We start from the raw sequence: 17,924 nt of genomic DNA, 5'->3' as shown, positions 1-17,924 counted from the left end.
TCTTGAAGGATTATGGATAGTATTTCTATCATGAATTGAGCTTTTTCAATTATTTTTGCACTCGACTTGACATAAGCAATTACTTTGCATAATTCCCGTTATGTAAAGCTTTACATAATGGCAAAACACACCGGTAACACGGCCCCCGGCCGGGTAAAATAACCATCACCATCCCATCAAACTTCATCACCCCGGCTTCTATCAGAGGTTTTTGTAAACGCACACAAGTATCATTCACCAGATAGCGAGTGGCAAAGTTATCGACAGCATTGACCACGACATCGTAGGGCCGGATTAATTCTGTAATATTGTCGGCGGAAGCCCGGACCGGGTAAGATGTTACTTTCACATCCGGGTTTAAACTGGTCAGCGTCAGTTTAGCCGATTCAGCTTTCAGCATGCCTAGCCGCTCTGTACTGTGGAGGATCTGGCGCTGCAGGTTGGAAACCTCTACCTGATCGCTATCTACCAGACCAAGTTCGCCAATCCCCGCAGCAGCCAGGTAATAAGCCACCGGTGAACCCAAACCACCAGCCCCCACCAGCAGCACTCTGGCTTGCAAGAGTTTTTGCTGACCCGCTTCACCAATTTGCTCCATCACTATTTGACGGCTGTAGCGATTAAGCTGTTCTTGAGTTAACCTGAGCATGCTAGCAACCCTCCCGAGTCTGTCAATTAAGACCCGCGTAATTCGTAATTTATACTAAGCCAGCACTTCTTTCGCCAGTTCCACGTAGAAATCGACTGCTTTTAAGAGCTTAGGTATCTCCACGTATTCGTTAGGCTGGTGAGCCAGCTTCTCATTCCCTGGACCAAACAGGATCACTGGCACATTCAAGGCTGGGACAAACACCGAGGCATCAGTGTAATAATTGACCCCCTGGGGTCGCAACAGTGTTTCCAGAACCGACTGGCCGGTGCGAATCGCAGCCTGCACCAGCGGCGAATTCACTGGGGTTTCCACATGTGTCTTGTCGTTGATCACCCGCATCTGTGCTGCAAAGCCGGGGATCTCCACGCTCAACCGGTCAAGCAGGTTTTTCAGGGTATCAAAGATCATCCCGTGATCCATACCTGGCACACTGCGGAAATCCACGGTTATGGTACACCGGTCAGGCACCACGTTGGTTTTCACCCCGCCCTGAATCGTCCCGATATTCATGGTCGGCCCGCCGAGCAAAGGGTGATCATTCACGGGAAACTTCAGATTGGCCAATCGGTTCATTAAAGCGTTCATTTGCCGGATGGCATTATTCCCCAGGTCAGGCATGGAACCGTGCGCCGTCTTACCAAAGGTCGTAATTTCGACCCAGAAGGCCCCTTTATGGGCAGTGAATAGCTTAAGGTCACTGGGTTCACCGATCACGATCTGTCCAACATTCCGTAGGTAACCCCGGGCAATCAGGTCCTGGGCGCCGGCGCCGTCCACCTCTTCGCCGGCGGTACCACAAATGATCAGGTCACCCCGCAGTTTCACGCCGGAACGGGCCAGAATGCCGGCTGCCACAACCATGGCCGCCAGGCCGCTCTTCATATCGGCCGCACCGCGGCCGTAAAGCCGGTCGCCTTCAATGACTGGCACAAACGGATCGCGCTCCCAAGCCACTTCACCGGGCGGGACCGTGTCCAGATGCCCGTTGTACAGCAAAGCCGGGCGCAGCCCGCTGCCTTTGAGCACCCCAATAAAACTTGCTCGCCTGTCCCCGAACTTGATCACTTCACAGGGAATTTCGTAGTTGTGCAACCGGGTGGCAACGAGCAAAGCCAGTGGTTCTTCATTCCCGGGTGGATTGACCGTGTTGTGTCGGATCATATCCATCAACAACCCGATTACATCATCATTAATCGGCAAACAGTTCTCCTCCCTCCACTAATTCACCTAGCCTGCTTTAACTGTTTTTTTCAGATAAGCGTCGTGGATCTGCTCCTTGGTGAGGGTGTTGTTTCCGGCGTTAGACATCACGATTTCACCCTTCTGCATCACGTTGACATTGTGGGCGATGGCGATGGCTTTGTGCGCATTCTGCTCGATCAGCAGGATTGTCACCCCCGCTCGGTTGATATCCACAATGGTTTCAAACAATTCCTTGATCAGGATTGGGGCCAGACCCAGGGAAGGCTCGTCCATCAACAATAACTGCGGATCACTCATCAGCGCCCGGCCCATGGCCAGCATCTGCTGTTCACCACCGCTCAGCGTGCCGGCCACCTGGTGTTTTCGCTCTTCCAGGCGGGGAAACAGCTCATACATCCGTTTGAGATTCCGCTGGACCCGCTGCTTGTCGCGGATTTGATTGGCGCCGATCAGGAGGTTCTCCTCTACGCGCAATTTAGGAAAAATCCGCCTTCCTTCCGGGACGACGGCCACCCCCTTTTGGATAATCTGTGCCGTCTTCAATCGGTCTATGCGTTCGCCGCGGAAAAAAATCTCCCCGCTCGTGGGTTTAACCAGGCCCAGGATCGTCCGGATCGTGGTCGTCTTCCCGGCCCCATTGCTCCCCAAGAGACAGGTGATCTGCCCGGCCGGCACCTGCAGATTAACATCACGCAGGACACGGATCGCGCCGTAGTGGGTGGTAACTCCTTTAAGCTCCAACATCTTCCTCTTCCTCCCCCAGATAGGCTCGAATTACCTCTGGATTGCTACTTACTTCCGCAAACGTACCTTCGGCGATCTTTTGTCCGTAGTTAAAACAAACCACTCGCTGCGCCAAGCCTTCAATCACGGACATATCGTGTTCGATGATCACCAGGGCGATATCCGGGCTGAGTTGGCGAATCCGCCGAATATCCTCCACCAGTTTTTCCGTTTCACTGGGATTCATACCGGCCGACGGCTCGTCAAGCAGCAATAGCTTGGGACGCGAGACCACCGCCCGGCAGATCTCCAACCGGCGTCGGTCGGCGTAGGACAGGTTTCTGGCCAGTTTGTCCTGCTGGTCCAGGAGTTCGCGGCTGAAGAAACCCATAATTTCCCGGGCTTTTTTGATCGCCTGCCGTTCTTCTTCCACCATGCGCCGGTGGCGTGTCAGCGCTCCCCAGAGGAAACTCTTCTGCTGGGCGTGCAGGCCCAACATGACGTTTTCTAGCACGTTCAGGCCCAGGAACAGACGACCGTTCTGGAAGGTGCGGGCAATTCCCAGCCGAAAGTTGATATCCGGCCGGGCTCCATTGATCACCCGACCCTCAAAAATGATCCGCCCACCCGTTGGTTCATAAATTCCCGAAAGCAGATTGAAAAAGGTAGTCTTGCCCGAGCCGTTGGGTCCGATAATGCCAACGGTTTCCCCCCGGGAGATGTAAAAGTTTATGCGGTCGACCGCGGTTAACCCCCCAAAGGTCATTGTTAGCCGTTCGGTTTGTAGTAGGTTCATGACTGCACCTGCCTTTTTGTCTACTTCAGTTATCTAGCTGCCCGGCCAGGTAACCCGCTCCCGTGCTGGTCACTTTTGCTGAACCGTCGCCAGCAGGCGTCGCCGAGGTATATTTTCGTGTTCGCGCCGGCAGGAGCCCGTCAGGCTTAAACAGCAGCATCAGCACGATAATGAAGCCGTAAAACATCATCCGCCAGTCTTCAAAGGCCCGGAACTTCTCCGGGATCACCGTTAACAAAATCGCGCCCAGGATAACCCCGGGAATGGAATCTATCCCGCCCAAGAGGATCATGCTTAACACCAGAATGGAATGGGTATAAGTGAAATTTTCCGGTGAAATAAAGCCAACCATATTGGCGTAGACCGCTCCAGCTATACCGCCGAAGAAGGCCCCGAAGGCAAAGGCCCACAGTTTGTTTTTCGTCAGGTCAATCCCGTAGCACTGGGCCGCCAGCTGGTCCTCACGGATAGCGTTCCAGGATAGGCCGACCAGGGAGGGGGAAACCCGGTAGACCATAAAAAGAGTTAACCCTGCTAATATCAAGACTAAAAAGTAGAAATTCGCTTGAAAGGGCAGAGTGATGAACCCCAGGTCAAGGGGGCGCCCCAGCGAAAACGACCCGATCTGCGGCGACGGGATATTAATTACCCCGTTGGTGCCACCAGTCAAACCTTCCAGGTTGATCAATAGTTGCTGAACCACCAGGCCAAAAGCGATCGTGACCAGGGCCAGGTAGTGACCGCGGACCCTTAAAGCGGGCAAACCGAGCAGAAAACCGAAGGCCATCGCTAACAAGCCGGCCAGCGGTAGAGCCAACCAGAAAGATACATCGTGCTTCAGGGTTAACAGTCCGGAGGTATAGGCCCCAATGGCGTAAAAAGCTGCGTAACCCAGGCAGACCAACCCCGCGTTACCAACCATCACGTTTAACCCCAGGGCCATGATCACGAACAGCCCGCTCATGACAGCGACCTGGATCCAGTACGGATTCTCGCGCTGCAGGAAGGGGAAGGCCACCAGCAGCACCGTCAGAATACCCAGAGCCACCCGGCGGTGACGCTGGAATAAGGCAAACAAGCGGGCGTAACTATCAGAATACTGGCGAATCCACCAGACCACTCCGCCGATAACCAACCCCAGCAGAGCCAGGACGATGAGTGGGTCTTCCACCCAGATTACCCCCAGGATGAATCCGTATAACAAGAGCATAATGAGACCAATGATTAACCATTCCCGCCACTTCGGCACTTCGCTCACCTCCATCCTACACCTTCTCGTAGACTTTCTCGTGAAAGATCCCAGAAGGCCGGAAGACCAGGAAAAAGATCACGATCAAAAACCCGATCACGTCCTGGTAGCGCGACCCCCCTGGTATAAACGCCGCGGCAAACATCTCCAGAAAACCGAGCAGCAGCCCGCCGACAACAGCGCCGTAAATATTGCCCAGACCGCCGACAACCGCTGCCGAAAAGCCCTTGATGCCCATCAGGAAACCCATATTGAACTTAATAATATTATAATACATCCCGTTTAACACACCGGCCACCGCACCCAGCGCCGATCCCAGCATGAAGGTGAGGACAATGATGCGGTCAATGTCCAGCCCCATCATCATCGCCGCCTCGCGGTCCTGGGAGGTAGCCCGCATATAGCGACCGTAGTCCGTTTTATTCACCAGGAAGTACAAAAAGACCACCAGCACAGCGGCCACCGTCAGGAGAAACAACTGTTCATACTTGATCAACACACCACCAAGGCTGAAATCGCCCGCCGGCAGGAGATCGGGAAACGCCTGTGGATTAGCACCATTCGGATAAAAAAGCATCACTGCTTCCCGCAGAATAATAGACACGCCCAGCGTAACCAGGAGGGTCATCAAATCAGGCGCCCCGCGCATCGGCTTGACCACCGACCGTTCCACGGCTGCTCCGACCAGGGCGCAGAAAATCATGGTCACAAGCAGCACCACCGCCAGAACAACGATAAAGTTCAATCCGATCAATCCCATCCCGCCCAGGATGCTGACTGTAATCAAAGCCACAAAGGCCCCCAGCATGTAGATTTCGCCGTGGGCAAAATTGATCAGGTCGATCACCCCAAAAAACAGGGTAAAGCCGATGGCTATCAGTGAGTACATGGCCCCCAGACTCAGCCCGTTCAATAACTGTTGGAAAACCACTGCAAATTCGGCCATCACTTTTCTCCTCTCTCTTACCTATTCGGTCAAAGGGAAACAGGCGCCGGGCCTTCTTACCCGGTGCCTGTCGCTTGCGCAGGGCAAATCCCTGTTTTGTGCACTAGTGCTCGCGAGTTAATCAGTTGAATAGCTTATTGGATCTTCTTATCCTTGACTTTCAGTGTGGATTTGTAGTAGGGTACCCATTTGCCGTTTTCACTGATGTAGGTGGTCACCAGGTCAGCCGTGGTCTGGCCATTCTGGTCAAAGGAGGTTTTGCCCAGCACGCCATTGTAATCCCTGGTATCCCGAATGGCATTGACTAATTTAGCCCGGTCTGGTCCGACCTTTTTAATCGCCTCGATAACGATTCCCGCGGCATCATAGGCGAAGGGACCATAAGCCTCGTAAGGTTCCTTGAACCCTGCTTCGTTATAAGCCTTGATAAAGGCCTGCCCCCCGGGGAGGTCTTCAATCGGCGCCCCGTAACCGTGAGCCAGCGTACCGGTAGCAGCATCTTTGGCGATCTCGTTGAAAGTACTCGAGAGAATCCCGGAATCACTCATAAAGATCGCTGGGATCTTCAAGTCGGCCATTTGCCGCTTAATCAAGGCCGCCTCGGTCGCCAGACCACCAAAGAAAATCATCTCCGGATTTTTCGCTTTAATTGTGGTTAACAGGGCGGAGAAGTCCTGTTGCCCAACCGCGATGCCATCATAGCTGACGATCTCGCCACCGTTCCGTTTGACTTCATCCATAAAGGCTTCGGCATTGCTCTTGCCGTAGTCGGTCTGGTCCTGAATCACGGCAAACTTCTTCAGCCCAAACTCGGTGGTGGCTTTCTTACCGGCCACCTTTTCCTGAATGTTGATATCACCGATCACGCGGGTGATTTCCGGGTAACCGTTCTGGGTGATCTTAGGGTGGATGGCCGCAATAATTACGGCTGGCAGCCCAAACTTGTGGAAAGCGTGGACACTGGCCAGGGCGCATCCACTGTTAAAATGGGCTACCGCCGCGACGACATCAGGATCAGAAGCGGCTTTGTTCGCCGCATTTACAGCTTGCGCCGGATCCGAGGCATCGTCCAGGACCAACAATTCGAGTTTATATGGCAGTTTGCCTGAGGCATTTGCCTGTTTGATCGCCAGTTCAGCAGAGTTCTTCATCCCCAGGCCAATTGCCGCATTGGGACCGGTAATCGGTCCGATGTAGGCGATCTTCACGGTCTTGGCTTGCTTCTGGCCGCACCCAACCACACCGAACGACATCACAATCAAGGAGAGGATCAGGAGCAGCGCTACGTATTTTTTCATCGTCTTTTACCTCCTTGGATTATTGAATTTAGAGCAATTATGACCTTCTACTTAATGACCCACCTCCACCCTTAGTTCTACTGGTAACCAAAAAAATAAAAAGGCCAAAGCCTTCTGGTTTGACCATTCAGACGCGGACATATAAATTACTCTCCCCTCACAACCTTGTTAAAAAGGTTGGGGTTCGTCCACATCCCCTGTCCTTTTACCTGAGAGATTATCCGCCAAACGAACGGACTTACTCCTTCGGTGCCCGAACATTCGGGTCTCTCCAGAGGTTTGTCGAGCGGTAGTACCATCCTCGAAACGAGAAGCCTGAGAGTTTCAAATCCAGGTCGGATCCCCTGAACTCTTGCCCCTTCGGCCAGGCTTAGCCCTTTCTCCTACCGCCTTCATCCAAGATATATTATTCACAATTATTTTCTACACAACTTGCTAAAATTCCTCCCTTAAAAACAAAAAGTTTCGCGCACTAGCGAAACTTTTCTGGTATTCTAATTTTTTGGAGATGGCATTCTTACTCAGACCTTGAACCCAATCCGCTGTCGATAACATTCAAGTTCCGGTCAAGTTGGACGACCACCATGAAGGGGCTACGGTTGCGGACCTGATAACGCATGTCCACAATTTTTACCAGGTAGCGATCACCCAGTTTCTCGTAAGTCAGATAAGGGTGGCGCGCAAACCCTAAAAATACTTCCGCGGCCGGCGCCCGCATAGCGGCAGTAACTACCGGGTCGACCTGAGGCTTGGGTAAAACCTCGCGCGTGGTTACCCCTCTATTCAAGTCAACATTGCCCAAAAACATGCTATTTTCTGTCTCCACGATAAAATTCCAATTACTTATCCCCACGACCGGTGGTAACACACTGACACGCTTTAACGCGTAATCAGTACCAAGACTGGTGACTACCTGGTGATACAGGTCGTGGTGCACCCAAACTCGGCCCCCAATATAAAGACCGACCAGCATAACGGCCCCCCATAAAAAGCGCCGTCGCTGCACGGAATGAACGCGGGCAAAGTATAAACCCAGGCCCAGGATCATGATGATCAGGGGATCAACGATCATTAAAATATCCCAACTGTACTTTGTCAGGTTCCAGGGGTAGAAAACCTGGGTGCCGTAGGAAGTTAAAAGGTCCAAGAAGACGTGCACCACAATCGCCGCCAGAGCATAACCATACGTTCTGGCCAGATTGACAGCGGGAAAAATCCGGCGAATGAACAGGGTAATTAGCCCGGCCAGGAGCGCCATTCCCCACAGCGAATGGCTGGGGCCGCGGTGCAGCGACAGGTAGTCCAGGTCACTGGACAGGCGGGTCACAATGTCAATGTCCGGCACCTCTGCGCCAAGGAGAAATGTCCAGAATCGAGCCTGGGCAAGCTGCCTTGATTGTTCTTCCTTAGTCGTACACAACCCGGCCATAACCGCGCCAGCCAGTCCATGGGTCAAGTTGTCCAAGCTTCGTCACCTCTGATCAATTGATGATCAATCTTTTGCTAGTTTACCCAGAATAACAAAGCTTTACAACCAAGCATATATTCTCCAGCATTTGAAGCCGCTTATTTTCTCGCTTTTGTTGGACATTTTAGAGATGTCCCGCATATGTTAGAGTGATACCTGACAAGAAAAGGAGGTTATCCCATGGTTGTTGCCCCGTCCCCCATCCTGCGTCTCGGCAGCACTGGTCCTGACATTATCCGCCTCCAGGAGAGATTGTGCGAACTCGGTTTTGACCCGGTCATGACTGACGGGATTTATGGCACCCGAACCTTGCGGGCAGTCCGGGCTTTTCAAAGAAGTGTTGACCTGCCGGCAACCGGAGTGGTTGATCCAGCGACCTGGCGGGCACTGTTTCCCTCATCCCGGCCTTTACCCACCACCAGGCCGGTGGCCATCCGCGTCTTGCCCAATGGTCTGGTCCTGGCTCTGGCGACCCGGAGATTTCGCTATCAGCTGGGAGATGCGATAGAAATAATGCTGACCAAGCTCAACCTGAGTCAAGAGCCAATTACGCTGGACTATTCCTCCAGTCAACGCTTTGATTTGTTAATCCGCGATTCCGACGGGAATCAGGTCTGGCAGTGGTCTGACGGTCGCGCCTTCCTATCCGTGCTTGGACAGGTGGTGCTGGCACCAAATGAAGCCATAACCTATCGGGCAACCTGGAACGTCCCCCCGACTGCTGCGCCGGGCTCCTACACCATTGTCGGCTGGGACACAGCCACCCAGCTTAGCCAGTACCACCTTCAGATAACAATTCAAGTGGTTTAGGGAGCGGCTGAAACCGGGACTTGATCTGTCCTCCATCATATCGGAGAAACACGTTGCCCAACCAGTTATGATCTTCCTGCGGAAAATCCAACCGTATAAAGCTGCCCCGGCTTTCCCGTCGACACAATGAGGCCTCAACCATGGCCCGCGCGGTCAACAAGAGATTGCCGACCTCCCACCACGGCAGGAAGACAGCATTGTCTTGGGGTCGGCTATCTGACCACTCATCAGCCAATAGCTCTAACTCTGTTCGGGCAGCCAACAACCCGGCCTCTTCACAACCAACAGCAACTCTCTTCCAAACTATCTCCTTGATTCGCTGCCGCAATTGGGCAGCGACCTCATTTCCTCTGCCTGAACCGGCTGGTGGTAATTTATTTAACTGTTCTTTGGCCAACTCAAGCACGATTTGTGTTTTAGGTTGCCGATTGACTCCTGCAGCCGCCAGGCCGGCCCTGGCCCCAAACACCTGGGTCTCGGTCAGAGCATTCCCTCCCAATCGGTTTGCTCCATGCACACCACCGGCGGCCTCCCCGGCAACAAAAAGGCCGGCAAGATCGGTCCTGGTCTCCGGGTCTATAACCACCCCACCCATGATATGATGCGCTGCCGGTGTAACTATCACCGGCTCCCGGTGCAGATCTATTCCCTTGTCGGCCAGAGACTTCACCAGATGTCCATAACGCTCATCCAGCCGAGCTCCCATCTCCCGACAGTCCAACCAGACTCCATCCTCTACCCCACGACCTTCCCGCACCTCATTGAAGATTGCCGCGACCATGGTATCGCGGGTAGCCATATTCCCACGCACCGGATCATAGCGGTGCATAAAGGCTTCACCAGCGCAATTGCGCAGCACCGCACCGAAGCCGAACATGGTGGTCTCCATTGTTAGGCGGAGAGGTCGAAACACCATGGTGGGAAAGAACTGCACAAACTCAAGGTCGACCAATTCCAGGCCGGCCCGCAGTGCCAGAGCATAAGAATCAGCACTCAGGTCAGTAGTATTATTATGCCTCTTAAAAAGGGCTGTTCCACCACCACCAGCCAGGACAATGGTCGGAGAGGCCACGGCCAGGAACTCCTGCCGCTGTCGGTCAAAAGCGAGGGCACCGATCACTTGCTGCCCATCAACCAGAAAATCAATGACCACCATATTCTCCAGCACACAGACACCCGCTTTCCGACAGGCAGCCGCCAGCGGATTGGTCAAGGCCAGCCCGCTCAGATTTGGAGGTTGTTGACTGGTATCAAGGCGGTAGCTCCGGGGAAACGAGTGCCCGGGGCTCTGTGTAGGCGCCAGTCGTCCATTTCGAGTAAAGAATTGGACTCCCCACTGCTCAAGCTCCATCACCCGCCGCCCCGACTCGTTCGCCAGGGTCTCAACCAGATCATGCCGGTTAATGTATCGGCCGCCGGCCATAGTATCGTGAATAAATGCTTCTACCGAATCTTCAGGAAAAACACCCGGTACGTACGCTGCAAAGTTAGTCACCGCGACAACTGTGTTGCCGCTCCGCCCCAACCGCCGTTTACAGATGAGCAGCACCTCACTACCAGCCCGCCGCGCCTCCAGAGCCGCCCGCATACCGGCCGCCCCACTACCAATTACCAGGACATGCGTCGTCAATACCCGCATTCTTCTTCCCCTCCTCCATAGAAAACATACCAATTCAGAGGTTTCTCTGAACCGACGGAAAAATCCTGCTCAGCTGAAAGATTCTTTTGTTGCCATATATTGACACACTTTGCTTTTGTCTTCCATATATTGTAATGGGCTGCAAGTGATATTTTTGGATAGAAAGGAGGGAGCAAATATGGTAAACGAAGTAAAAGAATTTGAAACTGAATGGTTTCCCGGTAAATTTGTCTGGATTTGGTTTATCATTATTATCATTCTTATTTGCAGTTTATTCAAACGCCCCTGCTGATCCCTAGATAACCAATAATCCGGTCTGAGACCTCCTGTACCAGGAGGTCTCAGACTAATCAACCAAAAAAGGGGCAAGTTTTCTTGATAAATGCAAAAAACATGCCGTTATAACGACATGTTTTACTCGTCCTGCGATCGCCGTTTTTACTGCCCGTTCGTTTATTAACAGATTAAGGAGCTTTATCAAATATTTGACCTGTAGGTACATTCTCATGAGCAGGCATATGCAAAAACCCAGAATTTGGTTAATTTTTTTTGTCTTCTTTACTATAACGAAGAAATTTAATAATTCTAATGCCCCTCAAATTATTTTGAGGGGCAGATATTACAGAGTTTTAGCTGTTTGGGCCAGTTTTTCTGCAACCAGGGCCATTTCTGATATCGAGGCGGTAACCTCTTCAGTTGCGGCAGTTCGCTCTTCGCTTTGCCTTAGAGTGCTAGCTGAAGCTACATTAATCGCTTGAATCCTTTCGTTAATCTTCTGAGTTAATTGACGGATACGATTGGCTGTATCTTTTTTCGAAAAAATCTATGGTACTTTGGGGTTTCTTGCTATTCATCTCGATGCAATAATTTGAAGGAATCTCAGAACATCTCGTGAATCCCGAAACTGATAAGAGGCCGCGGTAGTTTTCTTGGATGCTGATACCAGTACCCCCAGACCTTTTTCCCGGACTGCCCTGAAAGCGTCTTCATCAGTGGTGTCATCTCCTATGTAGACAGGGTAAAATTCGGGATTTAGATTCATCAGATATTCTACCGCTTTACCCTTGTTAACCGTCCTTGGGCGCACTTCAATGACTTTTTTGCCAGCCAGAAACTCCAAATCATTTTTTACTGTTAGTGGCCACACCGCCGTGATATAATTACCTATCACCTGTAACGCCGTTGCCAGATTAGCTAAACGGTAATGCAAGGCAACTGCCGTTCTCTTTTTTTCCACCAGAAAGCCATCCTGATCCGCAACACAGCTTAGAGCCAGTCCGGCAATCGTCTCCAGTACAGGCGCTATCTCCTTTTCCTCAAATATTTTCAATATATCGCCGCCCGTAGATACGATTTCCGCGCCATGACAGCCAGCAAGATAAACCCCATCAACCGGGATTAATTTTTTCAGGTCATCCGTGTCCCGGCCGCTTAATACGGCCAATTTAACTTTTGGATTTCTCACCAGACGTCTCAAGGCTTTTAAAAGTCCTCGACTCGGCAAGGCAAATTCTGGCCTTTCTCTTATGGGTACCAGCGTACCATCGTAATCAGTCATTAGTAGTAATTTCGGATATTTTAAAACCAGTGTTGCCAAAAAATCTGGCGTCCCTTCCTGTAAGGCTGGTAACTGGCTCATGCAACAGCACCTCCGGTACAGCTTTTGGAGACAGGACATACCTGTCCTTCGCTACATCATATAACCAGTTTTGCTGAATTTGCCGCCACCACCAATAAATATCCTGTTCCCTGATGATTCGGTTCAGAGCAGCTAACCTTCGTTTCTTTTCTGAAAGTGGCATTTCCAGCCCCCTTAGGATTTGGGTAGCCATTTCGCGAGGGTTATACGGGTTGGCAAATAAGGCATCCTTTAGTTGACTGGCTGCTCCGGCGAAAGGGCTCAGCAATAGTACGCCAAGATTGTTGGCATTCGCCGCCACGTATTCTTTAGCCACGAGATTCAACCCGTCCTTTACCGGGGTAACCAAGGCCATATCGGCCGCCAGGTAATGAGCGACCAGTTCAGGTTTGCTCAAGGGTTGAAACACATACTTTATCGGAACATGATAATCTACCGTAAAAGCCCCGTTAATGCATCCCACCGTTTCCTCGATTTGCCGCTTGAGTTCCTGGTAAGCACGAGTATCGATCCGGCTGGGAACCACAATCTGAATAAAGGTTATTTTGCTCCGATAATGAGGATAGTTCTCGAGCAGCCACGCAATTGCTTTTATCCGTTCAAGGATACCCTTGGTGTAATCCAGGCGGTCAACACCAACAAGCAGATAGTTTCCCCCCGCCGTGCGCCTGATCCGGGCAGCTTTTCTGATTACTTCGTCAGAACTTGCCAGGAGGTCAAATTCACGCCAGTTAATACCGATGGGTACGGCAACCACTTTTGTTTTTTTGTCCGCTCGATAAACAGTTCCATTTAAATAATCCACCTCTGTTCCGACAATTTCTTCAACCGCCTGCAGGAAATTCTGAACGTAATTTCGCGTATGGAAGCCGATTAACTCGGCTTCCAGCATCTTGAAGATGTACTCCTTAGCCCATGGCATTACGGCAAATATTTCCGCAGGCGGGAAAGGAATATGCCAGAAGAGAGAAATTTTCGCGAAGGGCCGATGCTGGCGAATTAGGCTTGGCAGCAGAGCCAGGTGATAATCGTGAATCCAGATTAAATCATGGGGTTCTGTTGTCTTTAAAACAACTCTGGCGTACTTTTCATTTACCTTACAGTAAGCCTGCCATTGTTCCTCATGAAAAACAGTTTTTTCAATAAAATTATGGCATAAAGGCCACAAACAGCTATTAGCAAACCCATCGTAATATAAACTAACTTCCCGGGGTGAGAGCATAACCTCATGAAATACGTATTCCTGTCCACTCGCCGGCATCGGCCAGGACATACCTAAAGCCTCCTCTTCCTGGCCGTACCGGCCGCCCCAGGCTATCCAGGCCCCGCCTTCCCGGTTAAGAACAGGTTCGACTGCCGAGACTAAACCGCTTATAGACGGTATCGCTTGTATACCGTGGGGAGTTTCTTTAAAGGTACAGGCTCCCCGGTTGGAGATAACTACCAGGCGCCCATTTGATTTCGCGGCAAGAGGTTTTACTAAACGCATTGGTTCACCTCCTACTCGAAAATCACTTTACACATAAAATAACTCCCTTACATGCAGGCAAATTTCTTCTCGCTCACTGGTTTATTCTTTTGCTGGAAAACCTTTTTGTAAACTTCCAGGATGGTCCTGGTCATAATTTCCTTGGTCCAATACTTCTCAACCATCCTCCTCCCCCGCCGTCCCATCTCCTGGCACAATTCGGGATTGCGGAGTAAATAGCAGCACCGGTCTGCCAGTTCCTTTTCATTGGCCATTGATACAACAAAGCCGTTCACTCCGTTTTTAACGATCTCCGGCATTCCGCCTGCCCGACTCACCACAATGGGTTTTTCCGTGGCCATACTTTCCAGCATCACCAGGCCAAACGGTTCTTCGAAACACGACGGATAAATACAGAATTCAGCCGCTTTGTAGACCAAAGGCATCTGTTCCCAGGCAAACAATTTAACAAAAACATGTTCGGTAAGATCAAGTTCCTTAATTAATCCCATTATTTGTTCAACATGCTTTTGCTGGTGTGAACCCCAATCCACGGTCTGACTGGTGCCAGCCAGCACCAGTAAGGCATTCGGAAATTCTTTTCTGATAATATCGAGGGCTTTCACACTGATATGGCAGCCTTTATCAAGGCTCATTCGAGCCGGATGGAAAATAACCCGTCGCCCCTCAAATTCCGGATACTTTACCTTAATTTCTTCGCGGTCCTGGGGCGTGGCTGGACTGAATCGTTTTAAATCTATTCCATGATGAACAGTAACAATTTTCTCCTTATTGTAGCCTACCTTGACCAATTCGCTTTTTATGTAATCACTCACTGCTATAACCGCGTCCCAGTAATCGGCCCGCTCATTCATTTCCTGCCACGTTTCATCATCGTCAGCCCACACATTGTGGGCTGTCAAAACCAATGGCACGCCGCGCGACTGTTTTATCTCATAGAGGATATCTGCATGGGCAGGACTGAAATAATGCATATTATGGACATGAATCACATCAGGCTTAACTTTATTGATAAAACTCTCAATTTCTTCCCTTATCTCCCGGACCTGCCTATTGATCTTATCTGGAGATAAGGCATTCAAATCCATTAAAGGGGTTCTTTTAATGTACATTCCCCCATACCAGTCTTCTTGCTTCACTTTCGGAACCGAACCGGTCAATAAGCTAACCTGGCAGTTATTTTTAACCAACTCCGGTCCCAACATAGCAAGGTGGCTTTCTACTCCTCCGATTATCGGTGGAAAAGCCCAGTGTAGTTGAGCAATGCGCATTAAAGAATCCCTCCTTTTTTTGATAAATTTTATATAAAATATATAGTGAAGCTAGGAACTAAAAAGGGAGACAATGTCTCCCTTTGGTGGTTTTTATGCATTAAAGTCATAATAAAAGTATCCTTAATTAATTTCAGCAAGAAATTAATAAGGGAAACATTTATTTTCACTCATAATGCATATTATTATGCTTTTTTAAGCTAAAGAAAATACTTTTAACCTACATCACCTGTAATATCTCTGCCATATTTATCCTCCATTTGCAGAATCAATTTTACCCCTGGCAAATTAACACCCTTTTCCTCTACTAAAAACTTTATTCGCTTGATCAACTCTATATCATCAGAAGAATAAAGCCGGGTATTGCCCTGAGTCCGAAACGGCTTAAGCAAACCTGCTTCTTCCCACTGTCGTAAAGTTCTTATGTTTACACCGGCAAGGTGAGCCGCGATACTTATCTGATATACCCCTTGATTTGGAGAAACCTGAACAACCATTAAGCACCCCCTCCCCTCCAAATGATATATTTTCTACTATATTATTATTATATTATATTCCCAGTAAAGATCAATATTTTACAATTTACTTAGTATATTTTATCCTAATATATTGATTGCACCCCTCAGTGAAGTTTGTTATACTTGGCTTGAATGTAAAATTTATAAAAATTTATAACATCGACTGGATTTATTTTTTAGTGAGGATGATGAATTGCATGATTAGTATCTCAGAATTAAACATTCGTCACGCTGAGCCTTCCGACTATCTTTCTATTATTGCCGTGATCAATAACTGGTTTGGAGGAAGAAATGTTGCCGACCGATTGCACAGGCTTTTCTTCACACACTTCCGCGACACCAGTTTTGTTATAGAGAAAGACGGGTTCTTAATTGGATTCTTAGTCGGCTTTTTATCACAAACCTATCCCAATGAAGCCTATATTCATTTTGTTGGCGTTCATCCCGATTACCGAAAACAAAATATCGGGCGAACATTATATAACCTCTTCTTTGACGAAGTCAAGAAACATAATCGTAACACTATCCGATGTATAGCTTCACCAGTGAATAAACTATCAATAGCTTTCCATTTAGCCATGGGATTTGAGATTGAACCCGGCGATGCTGAAGTCGATGGAGTACAAGTATTTCGAAATTATGATGGTCGTGGAGGCGACAGGGTATGTTTTATTAAAAATTTACATATTAGGGAATATATGGAAGCTATGGGGATGGTTTAAATATTTATTTCCTTTTTTCCCATAGCGGTCAGGTTCTCGTGGCCCAACAAAGCTACGACTTTGACCGCATCTACTCCTTTGTTCAAATAATACGTCTATCCTGACGGTATAGGCGTATTTCTTCACCATCTGCTGGACGCCCAGCACTGTCAGCGGTCCGCGCTGGCCGAGAAATAGCTCTTTACGGCTGCTGTTTCTCACTGCCAGGTAAGTCGCGCAGGACGTCGCGCACTTTCTGCGACACCGGTACCTCCCGTGTCTTGTTGCCTTTGCCCCGCACGGTTATTTTGCCTGCCCTTTCTTTCAATTCGAGATCGCTCAGCTTCAGAGAAACCAACTCACTTACCCGCAGGCCGCAGTACATCAAGGTCATAACAATTGCTAGGTTGCGTTTGTTACTGAGGAGAGGATATTTATTAGATAATATTTTTAGATAATATTTTTCCTGGCGAATTTTTGCAGATCAATCGATGCACCCTCATACTTATCGATCTTTTCTATAACTTCTTCCAGATTGGCGCCTTTGATCGGGCCGAGCTGCGGTTGGCCAATCCGGTAGGCCTGGAGTGTTACTCCGTCATCGCTGTTGATCGCCCAGCACTGGTAATACCTTGATCTCAGCATGAGTAACTCCTTCCTTCTTATAAAATTGTTGAAATTGCCAAAAGGAAATAGCCTACCCGTTCTGGGGTAAGCTATTTCTGACGATTATTGTATGTCAATTATTCGACTCGTGCTTCTAGGTTCCAGTTTAGGTAACCTGATGCACAATAAGCCGTTTTCGTATTTGGCGGTAATGTTGTTCGTGTCTACATTATCAAGTCTGAAACTTCTCCTGATAGTACCGAACCGTCTTTCGCGGCTGATGTACCGCGAATTTTCTTCCTGCTTTTCTTCCAGACGCTGAGCTGTAAGCGTAAGGTAATCGTCCTGTACAGCGATTTGAATTTCATCTTTATTAAACCCTGGCAGCTCAGCTTCAATGATGTATTCTTTTTCTGTTTCTTTGATGTCAGTCCTCATGTGTCTATCTGTTGCGAAGAAAGCTTGCTCGAAAACATCATCCTCGAAGAAACTTTCCAGAAGATTACGGAAGCTGGATACGGTTCGGTCAAGTGTTCTTTCTATATTCCGCTCTAAATTTCTTTGTCTCCCGAATGGTATCAATCCTCTAGACATCTGAGCATTCCCCCTTTCAAAAATTTTATTCTTATTCCTGATTTCGGTTTTATTATACGAATTAAGGTCAGAAAAAGTCAAAGTCAAATAAGGTCAAAATAAGCTTTTTGTGATTAAATATAGTAAATTTTTTGTTTTTTTATATTAATTTTTTTTATTTATTTTAAAAATCTACTAATTTTGGCGTTGCTTAAATTGCTAATGTCAATCAAATAGTTGACCACCACGATAATCAAAAATTTGACCACCCCAAGGCAAAAATTTTTGTTGTTTAGTTAGCTTGGGTGATGTCTTGTTGTTTTTTGCTCTCCTTAAATCGGTA

At 49.2% G+C, this 17,924-nt stretch carries 18 protein-coding genes and 2 riboswitches; of the genes, 2 read left to right on the top strand and 16 right to left on the bottom strand.

Annotation, left to right across the window (positions count from 1 at the left end; all coding sequences use genetic code 11):
- Positions 1-79: 79 nt before the first annotated feature.
- From HPY81_10505 to HPY81_10470, 8 genes are all read right to left on the bottom strand, one after another.
- Positions 80-649, bottom strand: a complete 570-nt coding sequence (locus HPY81_10505) for a HesA/MoeB/ThiF family protein (GenBank protein ID NPV27846.1) — start codon at positions 647-649, stop codon at positions 80-82.
- A 54-nt stretch (positions 650-703) separates the two neighbouring features.
- A complete protein-coding gene (locus HPY81_10500; GenBank protein ID NPV27845.1) occupies positions 704-1,852 on the bottom strand; it encodes a M20 family metallopeptidase in 1,149 nt (382 codons plus the stop codon).
- A 27-nt stretch (positions 1,853-1,879) separates the two neighbouring features.
- Positions 1,880-2,599, bottom strand: coding sequence for an ABC transporter ATP-binding protein (locus tag HPY81_10495; protein ID NPV27844.1), 720 nt, complete (start codon positions 2,597-2,599; stop codon positions 1,880-1,882).
- Entirely contained in the window at positions 2,586-3,374 is a 789-nt protein-coding gene (locus HPY81_10490; protein ID NPV27843.1) for an ABC transporter ATP-binding protein, read from the bottom strand. The genes HPY81_10495 and HPY81_10490 overlap by 14 nt, the downstream gene beginning before the upstream one ends.
- Positions 3,375-3,399: 25 nt before the next feature.
- A complete protein-coding gene (locus HPY81_10485) occupies positions 3,400-4,623 on the bottom strand; it encodes a branched-chain amino acid ABC transporter permease (GenBank protein ID NPV27842.1) in 1,224 nt (407 codons plus the stop codon).
- A gap of 16 nt (positions 4,624-4,639) precedes the next feature.
- Positions 4,640-5,569 carry a branched-chain amino acid ABC transporter permease gene (locus HPY81_10480; GenBank protein NPV27841.1) on the bottom strand — a complete coding sequence of 310 codons (930 nt, stop codon included), beginning with the start codon at positions 5,567-5,569 and terminating at the stop codon, positions 4,640-4,642.
- Positions 5,570-5,703: 134 nt separating this feature from the next.
- Complete coding sequence (locus HPY81_10475; GenBank protein ID NPV27840.1) at positions 5,704-6,867, bottom strand: branched-chain amino acid ABC transporter substrate-binding protein; 1,164 nt, start codon at positions 6,865-6,867, stop codon at positions 5,704-5,706.
- A 187-nt stretch (positions 6,868-7,054) separates the two neighbouring features.
- Positions 7,055-7,152: riboswitch (glycine riboswitch) on the bottom strand.
- A riboswitch (glycine riboswitch) is annotated at positions 7,153-7,263 on the bottom strand.
- Positions 7,264-7,384: 121 nt separating this feature from the next.
- Positions 7,385-8,332, bottom strand: a complete 948-nt coding sequence (locus HPY81_10470) for a metal-dependent hydrolase (GenBank protein ID NPV27839.1) — start codon at positions 8,330-8,332, stop codon at positions 7,385-7,387.
- 183 nt (positions 8,333-8,515) lie between these two features.
- Between HPY81_10470 and HPY81_10465 the strand changes: the two genes are divergently transcribed.
- Positions 8,516-9,145, top strand: a complete 630-nt coding sequence (locus HPY81_10465; protein ID NPV27838.1) for a hypothetical protein — start codon at positions 8,516-8,518, stop codon at positions 9,143-9,145.
- Here HPY81_10465 and HPY81_10460 read toward each other — a convergent pair.
- The 5 genes from HPY81_10460 to HPY81_10440 form a co-directional block, all read right to left on the bottom strand.
- Entirely contained in the window at positions 9,105-10,784 is a 1,680-nt protein-coding gene (locus tag HPY81_10460; GenBank protein ID NPV27837.1) for an FAD-dependent oxidoreductase, read from the bottom strand. The genes HPY81_10465 and HPY81_10460 overlap by 41 nt on opposite strands.
- A gap of 850 nt (positions 10,785-11,634) precedes the next feature.
- Positions 11,635-12,423, bottom strand: a complete 789-nt coding sequence (gene otsB / locus HPY81_10455) for a trehalose-phosphatase (protein NPV27836.1) — start codon at positions 12,421-12,423, stop codon at positions 11,635-11,637.
- The gene (locus HPY81_10450) at positions 12,335-13,912 is read right to left on the bottom strand and encodes a trehalose-6-phosphate synthase (GenBank protein NPV27835.1); all 1,578 of its coding nucleotides are present in this window, start codon (positions 13,910-13,912) and stop codon (positions 12,335-12,337) included. Before HPY81_10450 ends, otsB begins: the two co-directional genes overlap by 89 nt.
- A 47-nt stretch (positions 13,913-13,959) precedes the next feature.
- A complete protein-coding gene (locus HPY81_10445) occupies positions 13,960-15,183 on the bottom strand; it encodes a glycosyltransferase family 4 protein (GenBank protein NPV27834.1) in 1,224 nt (407 codons plus the stop codon).
- A 215-nt stretch (positions 15,184-15,398) separates the two neighbouring features.
- Complete coding sequence (locus HPY81_10440) at positions 15,399-15,680, bottom strand: MerR family transcriptional regulator (protein ID NPV27833.1); 282 nt, start codon at positions 15,678-15,680, stop codon at positions 15,399-15,401.
- Positions 15,681-15,898: 218 nt separating this feature from the next.
- Here HPY81_10440 and HPY81_10435 point away from each other — a divergent pair, with 218 nt between their 5' ends.
- Complete coding sequence (locus HPY81_10435; protein NPV27832.1) at positions 15,899-16,423, top strand: GNAT family N-acetyltransferase; 525 nt, start codon at positions 15,899-15,901, stop codon at positions 16,421-16,423.
- Between the two features lie 181 nt (positions 16,424-16,604).
- Here HPY81_10435 and HPY81_10430 read toward each other — a convergent pair whose 3' ends face one another.
- From HPY81_10430 to HPY81_10420, 3 genes are all read right to left on the bottom strand, one after another.
- Positions 16,605-16,796 (bottom strand): tyrosine-type recombinase/integrase, encoded by a 192-nt coding sequence (locus HPY81_10430; protein NPV27831.1) that lies wholly within the window; start codon positions 16,794-16,796, stop codon positions 16,605-16,607.
- Positions 16,797-16,852: 56 nt separating this feature from the next.
- The gene (locus tag HPY81_10425) at positions 16,853-17,047 is read right to left on the bottom strand and encodes a hypothetical protein (GenBank protein ID NPV27830.1); all 195 of its coding nucleotides are present in this window, start codon (positions 17,045-17,047) and stop codon (positions 16,853-16,855) included.
- An 84-nt stretch (positions 17,048-17,131) separates the two neighbouring features.
- Positions 17,132-17,602, bottom strand: coding sequence for an Hsp20/alpha crystallin family protein (locus tag HPY81_10420; protein ID NPV27829.1), 471 nt, complete (start codon positions 17,600-17,602; stop codon positions 17,132-17,134).
- Positions 17,603-17,924: the final 322 nt, after the last annotated feature.

The organism is Bacillota bacterium, from assembly GCA_013178045.1.
Classification (GTDB): domain Bacteria; phylum Bacillota; class Ch66; order Ch66; family Ch66; genus Ch66.
Note: the sequence above shows the minus strand (reverse complement) of the source record. Positions and strands in the feature narration are given on the sequence as shown.

Excerpts from the sequence above, each read along its gene's own strand:
- HPY81_10440 (NPV27833.1), bottom strand. The coding sequence starts at position 15,680 with ATGGTTGTTCAGGTTTCTCCAAATCAAGGGGTATATCAGATAAGTATC.
- HPY81_10480 (NPV27841.1), bottom strand. The coding sequence starts at position 5,569 with ATGGCCGAATTTGCAGTGGTTTTCCAACAGTTATTGAACGGGCTGAGT.
- HPY81_10445 (NPV27834.1), bottom strand. The coding sequence starts at position 15,183 with ATGCGCATTGCTCAACTACACTGGGCTTTTCCACCGATAATCGGAGGA.
- HPY81_10420 (NPV27829.1), bottom strand. The coding sequence starts at position 17,602 with ATGTCTAGAGGATTGATACCATTCGGGAGACAAAGAAATTTAGAGCGG.
- HPY81_10475 (NPV27840.1), bottom strand. The coding sequence starts at position 6,867 with ATGAAAAAATACGTAGCGCTGCTCCTGATCCTCTCCTTGATTGTGATG.
- HPY81_10505 (NPV27846.1), bottom strand. The coding sequence starts at position 649 with ATGCTCAGGTTAACTCAAGAACAGCTTAATCGCTACAGCCGTCAAATA.
- HPY81_10465 (NPV27838.1), top strand. The coding sequence starts at position 8,516 with ATGGTTGTTGCCCCGTCCCCCATCCTGCGTCTCGGCAGCACTGGTCCT.
- HPY81_10450 (NPV27835.1), bottom strand. The coding sequence starts at position 13,912 with ATGCGTTTAGTAAAACCTCTTGCCGCGAAATCAAATGGGCGCCTGGTA.
- HPY81_10430 (NPV27831.1), bottom strand. The coding sequence starts at position 16,796 with ATGACCTTGATGTACTGCGGCCTGCGGGTAAGTGAGTTGGTTTCTCTG.
- HPY81_10495 (NPV27844.1), bottom strand. The coding sequence starts at position 2,599 with ATGTTGGAGCTTAAAGGAGTTACCACCCACTACGGCGCGATCCGTGTC.
- HPY81_10460 (NPV27837.1), bottom strand. The coding sequence starts at position 10,784 with ATGCGGGTATTGACGACGCATGTCCTGGTAATTGGTAGTGGGGCGGCC.
- HPY81_10435 (NPV27832.1), top strand. The coding sequence starts at position 15,899 with ATGATTAGTATCTCAGAATTAAACATTCGTCACGCTGAGCCTTCCGAC.
- otsB (NPV27836.1), bottom strand. The coding sequence starts at position 12,423 with ATGAGCCAGTTACCAGCCTTACAGGAAGGGACGCCAGATTTTTTGGCA.
- HPY81_10490 (NPV27843.1), bottom strand. The coding sequence starts at position 3,374 with ATGAACCTACTACAAACCGAACGGCTAACAATGACCTTTGGGGGGTTA.
- HPY81_10425 (NPV27830.1), bottom strand. The coding sequence starts at position 17,047 with ATGCTGAGATCAAGGTATTACCAGTGCTGGGCGATCAACAGCGATGAC.